The 13,104-nt window shown below is 59.5% G+C and carries 6 protein-coding genes; 4 read left to right on the plus strand and 2 right to left on the minus strand.

Going from position 1 to position 13,104, the window contains the following annotated elements; genetic code table 11:
- Positions 1-110: 110 nt before the first annotated feature.
- Positions 111-7,178, plus strand: a complete 7,068-nt coding sequence (locus tag PSH86_RS03390; RefSeq protein ID WP_305487844.1) for a TcdA/TcdB pore-forming domain-containing protein — start codon at positions 111-113, stop codon at positions 7,176-7,178.
- Here the strand turns inward: PSH86_RS03390 and PSH86_RS03395 are convergent, their stop codons facing one another.
- A complete protein-coding gene (locus PSH86_RS03395; RefSeq protein ID WP_109752236.1) occupies positions 7,179-7,775 on the minus strand; it encodes a MarC family protein in 597 nt (198 codons plus the stop codon).
- 235 nt (positions 7,776-8,010) lie between these two features.
- Here PSH86_RS03395 and PSH86_RS03400 point away from each other — a divergent pair, with 235 nt between their 5' ends.
- From PSH86_RS03400 to PSH86_RS03410, 3 genes are all read left to right on the plus strand, one after another.
- Positions 8,011-8,820, plus strand: coding sequence for a hypothetical protein (locus PSH86_RS03400; protein WP_109752238.1), 810 nt, complete (start codon positions 8,011-8,013; stop codon positions 8,818-8,820).
- A gap of 63 nt (positions 8,821-8,883) precedes the next feature.
- Complete coding sequence (locus PSH86_RS03405) at positions 8,884-9,588, plus strand: hypothetical protein (RefSeq protein ID WP_305487848.1); 705 nt, start codon at positions 8,884-8,886, stop codon at positions 9,586-9,588.
- Positions 9,585-10,265, plus strand: a complete 681-nt coding sequence (locus PSH86_RS03410) for a hypothetical protein (protein WP_305487851.1) — start codon at positions 9,585-9,587, stop codon at positions 10,263-10,265. The genes PSH86_RS03405 and PSH86_RS03410 overlap by 4 nt, the downstream gene beginning before the upstream one ends.
- Before the next feature lie 37 nt (positions 10,266-10,302).
- On the opposite strand, the gene PSH86_RS03415 is transcribed toward PSH86_RS03410, so the two are convergent.
- Positions 10,303-13,080: a hybrid sensor histidine kinase/response regulator gene (locus tag PSH86_RS03415; protein ID WP_109752242.1), complete on the minus strand. Its 2,778-nt coding sequence runs from the start codon at positions 13,078-13,080 to the stop codon at positions 10,303-10,305.
- Positions 13,081-13,104: the final 24 nt, after the last annotated feature.

Consider the following 13,104-nt stretch of genomic DNA (forward strand, 5'->3'; position numbering starts at 1 on the left):
GCCTGAGTTGATGCTCATCATTTGGTTAGGCCGCAGGCTCCCAATGGCCTGTTCGCGCATGGATGCGTGAAGTTTTTCTTATCTCTATACAATAAATGGAAGTGTTGTTTATGAGTGAATCCAAGTTTTCATCGGCGGATAACTACGTCGATTTTGTGGGGTTGTTAAAACTCAAGGATCTCGAACAGGCATTAATTTCCCACAAGGGCTCCGAACAATATGATGCGGTGCTTCGGTATTACTTCGGTTGTATCACCTTGCTGGATTCGCCGCGCATGTTGGAACCGTTGGGGTTGCTCAAACAAGCGGTAGGCGCTTTGCGGGGAAGTAGCCGGTCTCGTCGTGCGACAGGGCCGTTGAAATCAGAGGACGCCAGGGCTGCGGACCTGGTGCAAACGTATAACAAGATAGAAGGGTTTGAAACGCGTCTGCACTACAGTTTCGAACAGTTGAAACTGCCCGCCACCGAGGTGCCGAAGAACCTGCATTTTGTCTGGCTCGGCGGCGGCGTCGGGGCGATTCAGCGTGACTACATCAATGTCTGGAAAAAAGTAATGGGCGCAGAGGGCTATCGTCTCAGCCTCTGGTACGACAGCGACGCGCTGCTGGCCCATGAAACCAACCGAATCATTGTCGAAGCCGCCAAGGCCGATGCCATGCTCAATGGCGCACAGGCCAGTAGCGATGCGTTGGCGTTGGGCGACCGTTATGAAGAGCGCGCCATTGTTCTCAAACAACAGATGTACGCCCATATCAAGAAGGTGGTGGAAAGCGGCGGCAGCGCCGACGACGCGAGAATCGATTTGCTGGTTCGGGCCTATGGGCAAGATAAGGCACGGCTGAAGGCCTTGGTGAACGATAACCGCCTCAGTCTCATGGCCGTGGCTGACAGCGACCTGATACTGCGCGATGTTGCCATTGGTGAGGCACCCTTGCATTTGCGGGATATCTACGAACGCGAGATCAGCCTGCGCGGCATGTTGGCGGGCGGCTCCGATATCGTGCGGGTCGAAGCCTTGCTCAGCGAGGGTGGCAGCTACGTCGATATCGATCACCTGCCGCCGTTGTTGGACAAGCTGGGCGAGGTGGACATTCGCGGGTTCAAGACCGACGCACGCCTGGGCGTGTTGCAGTTGCTGCTCGATCGAAATCCCGAATGGATGCCGGGCCGTCAGGCATTGCGGGGCCAGTACACGGATTATTCCAGTGCGATCCCGGCCGAGCATCGCGATGCACTCGAGCGTTTCGCCAAAAGCCGACCCGAGTTGAACCGCGTTTTCTGCCCGCCGGCGCAGCGCCTGGCTCGTCCGTACGAGCTGCGAGCCGTGACCGTACGAAATTCGTTGAGCAACGCCTTCCTGATGGCCCACCCAGGGGCGGCGATGCTCAACGCCGTGCTCGAGCGCTTCAGGCGCAATTATGCAATTGTCGATGCCACCGCTCGCCTGGCGGATGAACAAAACGTGGCCCTCACCGATGTCGAGGCCATGAGTGGTCTGGCGCGGCAGGCTGCGACGCAGGTTTTCGGTGCGTTCCATGAGCTGCCGCCGGAAGCGGAAATGGGCGCGGCTTTTCTGGTCGAGGCGGCCGCCACTTACTACAGCGACGGCATCCGTCCGCAGAGCGAAGGGACGATTTATCTGACCGGGCCTGGCGCCATGCGTGAGGGCATGGCGCAATACCTGAACACGCACTTTACGCCTCAAACCGCTGAGCAGTGGCGGGAGGAGGCTGCCATTGCCGCCGTCGGCACCGTCAATGGCGCCACCGAGGAGGAACTGGATCACTCCTGGAAAGAGAATCAGAGTGACACCCGGCAGTGGCTCAGCGATGAGATTGAACGTTGGCAAACGGGCCAGTTCAAGGTTCGTTATGCGGGTGAGCTGGCTGAGCTGCTCAAGTACCGCACTCTCCAATTCGATGACGGCTGGCCGGTGATCGAGGGGCGGTATGTACTGTCCACCGACCTGGTGCAGCACCTGGCCGATGAGCTGGGTGAGCCGTTCAAGCAGAGCATGAGTCGGAGCCATGACGGCGTGGTGACTTTCGACAAGGCCATACCGCTGGGCTTTGATGAGCGTCAGGTGATTCTCGCCCAAGGCGTCGACGTGTTGCCGCCTGCTTCGTTGGGTGACGCGAAGACGCGGCAGTTGCCCATCGCCGAGCTCTTGAAGCAACTCGCCGAAGGGCGTTTCGAAGCCGCGCAATTGAGCCCCCTGCAACGCTTGCTGCTGGGCGCCTTGACGGGTGCGAAGACCTTGGATAATCGCAGCTTCGACGCGGTTCGCCCGCAGTTGGATAACCTCGCCAACAACCTTGCCGCCCATGGCACCGCTGGCCGTTACGCGACGATCGAACAGGCGTTGTATCAACATAAGGCCCCAGCCTTCCTGGCCGGGCTCGCCAGCGCTACCGATGATCCGCCAGGGCATGACGAAACTGCCTTGGGGCTGAAGAAAGCCGCGCTGGAACAGCCTTTGACACTGCGCCAATGGGGTCGGCAGGTGGCTCGCATCCGGCAGGTGGCGAAACTGGAATACCGTGTCCGGATCGTGGAGCACCTCGGTACCGTCCTGGACGATTTCGGAGCCGACACGATCAAGCTGGTGCCCCAGGATTTACTGCTCCAGGGTGAGGGCGATAGGGTCGGCGGACGTTGTTATCCCCTGGCCCTGGCAATGGCGGCTGCCTTGTCGGAGGGCAAGGCGGCGGTCAATACCCTGCGCGAGCGCTTTTACTTGGGGGTTATCGAGCCAGAGGCCAGCGATTCGGCGACCTTCGTGCAGTGCGTGGAGTCGTTGCGCGAGGTGCAGATCGGCGATGTCGGCAGTGCACTGGCACGCTCGGACCTGAATGCAGTCGTGGACATTCTGCAAGCCAGGACAGCCACCAGCACACTGATGCTCAACTCCGATAATCACGCCATGCTGGTAGCCAAGACCTGGGAGGGCGAGCGCGGTACTTACCACTTCTACGATCCGAATTTTGGGGTATTCGAATTCGAGGATTCGACTCGGTTCAGGCAGGCATTGGAGCAGTTCTTCCTCCAGCAGAATATGGCCAGTCATTACGCGGCGTATGGCGATGCGGTTCGCCCGACGTTCGACCTGATCGAACTGGACGGCGCGCGGGTGTCACAGGTGACATTGGCGGGTGCCGTCCAGGTCGCGAAACTGCTGCAACCCGGAGCGTTGCCCGGCCAATTGCAACGTCCTGTCAGGCAGCGGTTGATCAACGCTCGTGGGCAGTCGCTGCAGAGCAATCCGCGGCTGGGCAACTGCCTGCTGGCGCTGGATGGTCACTGGTGGGGCCAGCAGATCGAGCACGTGACCAGCGGCCTCCAGCAGAAAAATCAGCTGGCCCCTCACCTTGTGCCTTTGTTCGAAACCCTGGAGGTCATGACGAACGGGTCGTACCGGATAAGCCTGATCGATCCTGGGAACCCGGAACAGTTGGTACGGGCCATCACGGACGACCCTCGACTCTTGCGGATAAAAAACTACCTCTCGGAACGTTTTTCAGCCTTGGCCAATAGACCCTCCGTAGCGAGCGATCCGACCGAGGCGGGCAGCGTCCACACCCTGAACGCCGGCTTCGCCATACAAGCGCTGATGAACGCCTTGCGAGGCCGAGAAGGGCCTGGTCGGCCCCTGAGCCTGGCGGTCCGGTTGCATGCCTATGTCAATTACGCGCAATTGGTGCATGGCAACGTGGCCGATATCGCTGGCCTGGTCGGCCTGGTTCGACAGGCATTGGCCCAGGAGAAACTGATTGCCCAAACCGTCGCGCCCGTGGTCAAGACCGCAGTGGGAAGCAGCGTGAGCGAAGCGACCGGGGGATTGCTGCAACTGGCGAATGTCGGGTTCGACATCTACCAGTTGTCGACTGCACAAAACGACGTCGAACGCGCTCAGTTCGGTACCCAACTGGCGTTCGACTCGGCCAGCCTGATGTTGTCGGTGAGCGCCTACGCTGCCGGCGCTACCACCGCTGGAGCATTGCTGGGCGGCGCTGCGGTGATGCTGGGCGGGTTGGCGGTGGGGGTGGCGGCGCTGGCCCAGGGCTTCGCCACCATTGCCGAAGAAGCCAAGCAGGTCGGGCTGTTTTTCGATGAGGTGGCAACCGCCCATCTCCAGCCTTATCGGGCTGATGCCCGCGGTGGCGCATGGTTGCCGCGTTCATCGCTGATCGTTCATACACTGGACCTGACCCGCGCCGAGCTGATGCTGGACAGCCCCAAGCTGTATCCGCTGCGCGATCATTTCGGGGTGCCTACCTTTGATGACGATTACGACCGGGCGATCGATATCCGTCGCCAGCTGAATCTGCCGGGTCGAGCCCGATTCACGCCACCGGCAGGTGCAGCCATCGTCCTGCCCTGTACGCCGCAAACCTGTTACCGCTACGAGTACAAGGCATTGCCCTTCGCCGGTCTGCGCCATGACATCGGGTTCGACACGGCACGGCGCCTGGAGAAAAAGACCGCGCAGGGAGGATGGCTGTTTCTGTTTTCTTTCTACTCGTTCCCCAGTGACTACATCCTTTATCGCCTGGTCCCGGATTACCGGCCGACGGTGATCAAGGTGTTGCTCGATGGCATCGATCGCTCGCTGGTGGTGCCCGTGTTGCCACCGGATTGGCACGGAAAAATCACCTATGAGATCCAGGGCGCCGGCAAGCGCTGTGCATTGGTGCTCCACCCCGGCGTGAGCCTGACCCTGGATACGGCGCGCCCGTTGAACTCGAGTTGGGTGTTGGACGCCCCTTGGGCCCAGGAGAGTGATATCCGGCTCGAGCGTTACGCGAGACTGTTCATCGGCGACGTTCAGGTGGCGCTCACTGGATCGGGGCGTCACGACGTGCTGCTGCGGATCAGCCAGAATCAAGTGTTCAAGGTGGAGGCGGGCAAGCTTGTGGTTGTCGAGCAGGATGTGCCTGCGGGCATGGATCGACAGGCATTGCAGGAGCACTTCAAGAGCCTTGCCAGGCAGCACCGCCTGGTGATGCCGTATACGCCGGTTCATCGTTACCTGGTGCCGTTCGAGAAGCCGGAAGAGCCCCGCTACATCACGGCCTGGTATGACGCCAAGGATGACCGTTTCCTGTTCATTCGTGATGAACTACCAGGCGTCGATGACGCGGTGCTGGGCGCGGTGGCAGGTGGCGCCTGCTATTTCTATGACCCACAGGACCTGATCATCTGGCAAGCCGACGCGGTCACCGGGTTGCTGAGCCATCGTTACTGGTTGCGCAGCACAAGGAATGCGACCGCCACCATCCAGCGTGTCGAGGCGGATGCGCAAGGGGTGATTCATGTCGTGCAGCGCATCACTCGCGAGGATCAGACCGACGATGTGCTGGTGTACGTGATCCATGAAGGGCAACTGCTGCTCAGTTCGGTCACGCGCGATCTGGACCCGGCGCTGGAATCCATTTTCAGCGCCAGCGAGACACTGGCCGACTGGTCCCAGGTGCTGGGCAGCGATTACCCCTTTGTCCCGTCTGTTCGCACCGAGGACACCTTTGTCACCGTCAATTGGCAACCGGCTCCCTTCGTTTCGGTCTGCTGGAAGAGTGAGCCGCAGTTGCGGGACATGGCCTGGGTTCGCCACAGGGACGGCTTGATCATTCGTCCTTCGTCGAGACGCGGCCGTCCCCGTGGCTGGGCCGACTCGATCAAGAACATGACGGACCTGACGCTGCTCACGCTGGCGGACGACAGCGATAGGTTTGTTGTGTATGACCGGCTTGCAAAGGAGCTGTGCCGCAGGCAGCGAACTTTGGTCGCGGGCAAAGGGCAGTGGTCCAACCGGTGGTTGCAATCCGACAAGCTGGAGAATGTGATCGCTGCCGAGAGTGGCTACGTGGTGCTGACATCCGATGGCCGGTTCTTAAATCTGACGAGCCAGGGCGACCTCAAGCTGGGCGGCGTGAACGAGACATGGTTCAAGGATCGGGGGCATTGGTGGCTGGCATTGCAGTCGTTGGCCCGGAGATCGGCGAGCGAGCAATTTGCCCTTATCGGTTTGAGCAACTTCAACGACGACGCCAAATTATGTGCCTGGTACGTCGGCAACAGGCTGTTACTGGCTGAGCTGGGCCCTGCAAAGGAAGTACGCCTGCTCGGCGCTACCCCGGATGGCGAGGCGGCGTGGTTATTCGATGTTTCGAGGGGGGAAGTCTATCGCCAGGCCTTTATCGACCCACAGAAACTGGAGGCGGCTTTTGGCCAGGGTTCACGCTTGCTGCAGATCGATGCGCTACCCAGCGCGCAGCGTGAATGGGCGCCCTGGCAGTTTGTCGAGCTGACGGCTGAAGGTGTGGGGCTGCGTGGCGTGACATTCGAGGGGGTGGTGGTCGCGTTACGAGACCAGGAGCCGGCCTCGATTACTGGTGTCACTCATCAATGGCTGGTCGCTCAAGATGGCCGGGAGCAAGAGGGGCTCAGGCAATTGGCGGCCCAGTCGTCTCACGGCGCACTGCTGTCGGTGGAGGAGCCCGGTAGCCTGACGTGGTTCGTCGCCAAGACCGGACGTATGATCCGAGTTCCCAGGGCCGCGATTGCGCAGTCTTTCGAGCTATTGGGAACCCAGCGCCAGACCCAGGTATTACTTCATGAAAGCGAGAATGGAAAGCTGTTGACCCTGCCGGAGGCGGGGCATGTGGGGCCACTCAGTTATGTCCAGCGCGAAGGCGAGGTGCTGGTCGTCGAGGGCCAGGACATGAAGATCGATGATCTGCTGGCGCTGATGCCCGACGATGTCACGACCCTGATTTTGCGCATGGGGCAAGGTGCGGTGAGTTACCGGCTGTCAAAAGCGGCCTGGTTGCGGGTCAAGTCGGTCATCCTCGACTGCCGGCATGCCCTGGGCCGTGCGGTGACAATCCCCGGCAAATTGCTCTGGAGCCTGGATGAGCCTGATCAGTTGTTGTTCAGTCGTGTCCAGGAACACCTGGTGATCATTGATCCGGTCAGTGGGCACAGTGTGATTGTTCGTGAGGTGTATGCGACAGATATCAACATGCGTGGGGAAGTCCTGCTCAGTTTTGGCGGGAATCGACATTATGCCGTTTCGACCCTGATAGAGCGATTGGACGCCTTGCAGGACGCCGAGAGCGGTATCACGCTCAAGGCGCTGAGTGTGTCGTCTGCGGTGGAAACCAATGAGGTGGGTTGATTACGGCACCAGATAGCCTTTGACCCCGGTAAAGATGATCTGCGCGGCCAGCGCACAGACAAACAGCCCCATCAGGCGGCTGACGATCTGCAAGCCCTGGTCGCCCAGGATCCGCTCGATGCGGCTGGACAGGTAAAGCACCACGCCGACGGTGAAGCTGGCCAGGGCGATGCTGATGATGGCCATGAGTTTGTCGTCCCAGTGCGGTTGGCTCACGCCCATCACCAGCAGGGCGCCGATGGTGCCTGGGCCGACGGTCAACGGAATGGTCAGCGGGACGATGGTCACGTCCTGCTGAACGCTGTCGGTCTGGACGGCCGACTTGCCTTGGGCCATGCCCAGCGCCGAAATGAACAGCACGCTGCCGGCGCCAATACGGAACGCGTCCACGGTGATGCCGAATACACTGAAAATCACTCGCCCGAACAGGTACAGCAATACGCTGGATACCAGCGTCGCGGTCGCGACCTTCCAGGCCAGGCGACGTTGTTCCTTGCGTGAATAGCCGCGAGTCAGGCCGATAAAACACGACAACACGAAGAAAGGGCTGTAGAGCACCAACATCTTCAGGTAAACGCTGAACAGCACATGGAGCATGGTCGAAGCTCACGACGAATGAAATTGCCGTGGAGTTTATCAGGCGCTGGGGGTGTCTGTCGGCTCGCCCGTGAACGTGAAATTTTTAAGTGCCGAAAACTTCGCTTTATTGTGAGAAGCGAAGTGTCGCAGAAATTATGTGCCGTTACAGTTTTGCAGTTGTTGTTCGGAGTGGGTTTGAGTCATGTTGTCCCCGGGGTCCATGGAGGACCTTAATTAAATAAGGAATATATCTATGAGTGTTAAGTTTGATTCGGTTTTAACCTTGGCTGATCGTCTTGATCGGCTGAATAGTTATGAAATCATGCCGGAAAATTTAGTTGTTTCTTCGCGCACTGTTGCAATCAATCCTGTCGGGTATAAAGCGGCTGTGGAAAAGCCGGATCGCGCTTCGATTGTCGGGGAAAGTATCCTGGCATTCGTCTCGGGAATGACTGAGCAAAATCAGGCGGATATCCAGCATTCCTATCTGTATGCATCGTTGGCGGCGAACAGGGCGTATCCACGGGAAGATCAAGGTAGAGAGTGGTATCAATTCTTTCTGCAAGTCATGCAAGACTGCGGCTGGACGATCCTGCAACGCTATTACGACACAGTCGCGGCGTCGGGCAGGAGCTTCAAGATGGATCAACTGGTGTTGAGGATCCTGGGTTCGGCCGTGGCTGCCGCCGCTGTTCCTGGGCCAACGTCGGCACTGATGCTTAAAGTGGCAGGTGACGCAATAGCTGCGCTGCAAAGCAGTGACAAGCCACTTCAACTCTTTGATCAAAATATCAGGGAGACCGGTGCGGGTGGTTTTGGTGTGGCGACCTGCCACGAAACCCCACACGGTGAAGTCATCATGGCATTGGGGGCCGTGCGTTTCATTAATCGGACGAATCAGACCAAAGTCCTGTTTGTGAATTGGGACAGCAGTTCGGTCGATCTGTATCGCGGCGAATGTCATATGACCATGGTGCCGTCAATTATTAATCGTACCCGAGCCACCATCATTGCAAGGTTGGGTGATCGTGCGCAGAAAAAGATCGAAGACTACGAGATTTAATCTCGTTTGATCTTTTGGCGACTACACAGTGGTCGCCATCCATTAGCGAATCAGGTAACTATAATGAGTGATCATTGTTCGGTTTTTATCAACGCCGGGGCTGTTGTCTTGTTATCAGCGGATATGCTGGAGCAGGAGAAGTGCGATGTAATGAATTCGGTATTGTTTGCGCAGCTGGTAGCCGACAAGAAGTATCCGGCTCTTACGTCACTGGATGAATGGTACGGGGCATATCGGGAGGTCTTACAGACGGGTTGGTTGCAGAAGGCGGTAGCGTGGGACAACTTTACACTCGATGCTTCTTCGACATGCACCATGATGACTTGGGTGGAAAAACGACTGGGTACATATGTTGACCAAACTAAAGTGACTGAATTCACGCGCCTGTTGAATCGTGTCGCTCAATTGCCCTGCACCTTGCCGGCCATTGAACGATTGTGCAAGTGGGTTCAAGGCACCAGATCCCCGGAGCCTGCGTGCAGGGTCAGGCTGCAAGTCATCCTGGCCCAGCGGGGGCCTGTGCTGAACAGTGTTTGCGTGGAGTTTGAGACTGGGCACATTACGACCAATCCTCTTGGGTCGCTTTTTTCCACCGGTCCTGTACCGGGTGATATTCAACTGCGCTGCTTCCAGGCGAACTTGTCCGATGCGCTTTATGCGCCCGTTCGCGATGCCATTATCAAGAAGCTGGGGGATAAGGCCGCCAAGAACATCATCGATATTTCCGACGCGGTCGAGCCTGAGGTAACGGGGGCTGTGTCTTTATGAATGACATGGGGGGGCGATCGACCGATGGGCAGTTGCTTCGCCACAGCGGCACATCGGCGGCTGCCGTGGTGGGCGGGAGTATCGTGTCATTCGATGAGGGGCTGTCCTTCCAGGATCGGGAGGATATCTACCTGAGCAACCTGTACGCGCAATTGGCAACACGTTCGGCCTACAAGGACGGTTTGGTCGGCAACTGGTTCGACTATTACAAGAATAAACTCAGGTATCTGGGATGGGATTCGGCGCGTCCTGTCAGTGCCGGGCGGGCGGGGCAGGGATTGATGGTTGATAGCGTTTCGCGGCAAATATCCCGGTCATTCGATGAACGTTTTTCCCGGCAGGCGAGCCAGGCGTTAGGAACCCTGAGGCGTAATCCCGATGCGCTCGAGGTATTCGAAAGGACAAGCCTGCTGCGTGACACGGGATGCTTCCAGGTGATCCCTTGCACGTCCAAGTCTTCCGGGAGAATAGAAATAGGCCTCTACCACAAGCAGTTCCGCACCCGCAGAACGGTCTCGAGATTTCTGTTCTGGCCGATAGAGGACGTGGTGGAAAGCAGCCAGGAGGAAATGGCGGTCATTACATTCAGCACGCTGCACTACGCGACGTTCAGAGAAAAAGTCGCCGCCGCGGTGATGAGCGAGACAGTCCGACATCTGCATGCGTTGGAACTTTGAACAGAGCGGCGGGGCCCGCTGACAGCCATGTCGCCGCCTAGGATGTGTGCGCCGCCGACCTGTTCTGCTGATCACGCTGGGCCACCCAGTGCTCGATCAGCTCGCGCAATTGCGACAGCTCCACCGGCTTGGCCATGTGCCCGTCCATTCCGGCCTGGCGGGCGCGTTCCTTGTGTTCGGCCAGGATATGCGCGGTGAGCGCCACGACGGGGGTGCGGGTCCGCTGGTTGCCCATTTCCCAGGCGCGCAATTGCTGCGTGGCGGAAAACCCGTCGAGGATCGGCATTTCACAGTCCATCAGAACCAGGTCGTAGCGTTGTTCCTTCATGGCCTTGAGGGCTTCTTCGCCGTTGCTGGCGGTGTCGGGTTGCAGGTTGAGCTTACCGAGCATGCCGCGAATGACCTTGGTGGAAATGCTGTTGTCCTCGGCCACCAGGATGCGGAAATCGCTCGGTACCTTCACCGGCATGGGCGGACCGGCATTCACCTGTACATTCGTCGCCTGGCCCCTGTTGCGCTGGTTCAGCTCATCCGCCAGCGTAGTCTTGAGGGTATAACCGGCCACCGGTTTGGCGAGGATGCGCTTGACTCCGCTGTTGCGCGCCACGATCTTGCTCGGCGCGTTGCTGATACCGGTGAGCATGATCAACAGGATGTCGTGGTTAAGGCTCGGGTCTTCCTTGATCTTGGCCGCCAGTTGCATGCCGGTCATGCCCGGCATGTTCTGGTCCAGCAGCACCACGTCGAAATAATCGCGCAGGTGGGCCTTGGTACGCAGCAGCGCCAGGGCTTCCTTGCCCGATGGCACCGCGCTGACGTTCAGGCCCCAGGCGCTGCACTGTTGCACCAGCACTTTGCGGCAGGTGTCGTTGTCGTCGACGATCAACACGCGCGCTCCTTGCAGCGGGCCATCGAGGTCGGAAGTCGGATGTTCGAGGCGATCCGGGTCCAGGGGCAGGGTCAGCCATAAGGTACTGCCCTGGTTGCTGCCGCTTTTGATGCCGAATTCCCCGTGCATCAGGATGATCAACTGGCGGGCGATGACCAGGCCCAGGTTACCCCCCAGGCGCGTGGCCGAAAGGAAATTCTTGCTGTGCAGCTCGGCGTGCATCAGCGTGTCGCGCTCTTCAGCGTCCATCGGTGTCCCACTGTCCTGCACGGCGATGCGCAGGCGCGGCTGATTGCTGCGCTCGTCGAGGGCGACGACGATCAGCACTTCGCCCTCGTCAGTCTTCTTCAGGGCGTTTTCCAACAGGCTCAGCAGCGCCTGGCGCAGCCGTGTCGGGTCACCACTGATCACTCGCGGCACCTGGGGCTGGATGAAACTGATCAGCTCGACATTCTGCTGTTCGGCCTTGGCGCGGAAGATACTCAGGCAATCCTCGATCAGTGCATTGAGGTCGAACTGCACGTCGTCCAGCTCGATTTGCCCGGATTCGAGCCGGGAAATGTCGAGGATCTCGTTGATCAGGGTCAGCAGTTCATTGCCGGCGCTGTGGATCGTCTGCACGTAGTCGCGCTGCTTGACCGACAACGGCGTGCCCAGCAGCAGCTCGGTCATGCCCAGCACGCCGTTCATCGGGGTGCGGATCTCGTGGCTGATCTTGGCCAGGAACTCGGCCTTGGCATTGATTTCGGCATTGCTCGCCGCGAGGTCGCGGCTGATGCTGAACCGGCTTTCGTTGATCGAGCGTTGGCGCTCGCCCAGGGCGACACTCATCAACAGGCCGCTGATGCAGATGAAGATCAACAGGGTGATGATCAAGCCCTGGGGAGGAACTTCCGTGAGCCCTTGCAGCGCCGGAAGGATGATCAGCGTGCCCAGGTTGAAGACCACCATGGCCGCGACGAACAGCCGGGCCGGGCGGTAGCCCTTTTGCCAGTGCCAGGCGCTGACGAACAGCATGCTCAGGCCGGCCAGGGCCACCAGGGTATAAGTCATGATGTTGAGCGGTAGCGTGTTGACGAACAACAGCAGCAGGCAGCACAGCATGACGAACACAATGTCCCCCAGCAGCAGCCGGTTCAATGGGTGCGGTCCCAGGGGAGCGAAGAAGCGGTAGGCGAACATCAGGCCGCAGGGCGCCGTCAGCAGCAAGGCCAGGTAGGCTCCTGGCGTCTGGACCGCAGGCCAGTCAGGCAACCAGGGCCCGGCCAGGTTCAGCAGCAACGCGAGGCTGAGCATCAGCAGCCCTTCACAGGCTGCCAGCCACAGGCAACTGCGTGAGCGAGTGTAGGCATAGCGGGTGAGGTTGTGCAGGATCAGCATGGCGATGCAGCCGAACAGCAACCCGTAGATCAGCGTCTGGTTCTGATCGGCCGCCGCCACGACCGCCGATTGCAAGGTCACGTAGGGGCGCAGTTCATGGCGCGAGGCCAGTCGCAGGTAGACGTCCAGTGATTTGTCGCTGCGCGGCAGGGGCAGCATGAAGTCGCTGCTGGGGACCGCTGGTTCGGTGTGCGGCGTGGCATTGCCGCTGACTTGTTGGTCAACCAGGGTGTCGCCGTCCAGCACATAGAGGTTCAGGCGTGACAGGTCGGGCGCGAAGATGCGCAGGATCTGTTCGTGTCTGTCGGGGGCCAGGCGGAAACGCAGCCACAATGCTCCGCCGGGCTCGGCGGCCTTGAGGCGATCCAGGTCGATGGGGCTGAATTGATTGGTGTAGCGGGCAGAACGGATGTCGCTCAGCGTCAGGTCGCCCTGTTCGTCGAGCAATACCGCCCAGCCACTGCCTGGCGCGGCCTGGGCCGGGAGCATGCAGAGCAGCGTCAGCAGGGTGACGGTAAGGCCTATGGCAATCCTGAGCCAGCGCACGGCGAAATCCCTTCGTAGGTTGAT

The sequence above is a fragment of the Pseudomonas sp. FP2300 genome, from assembly GCF_030687595.1.
GTDB classification, from domain to species: domain Bacteria; phylum Pseudomonadota; class Gammaproteobacteria; order Pseudomonadales; family Pseudomonadaceae; genus Aquipseudomonas; species Aquipseudomonas bijieensis.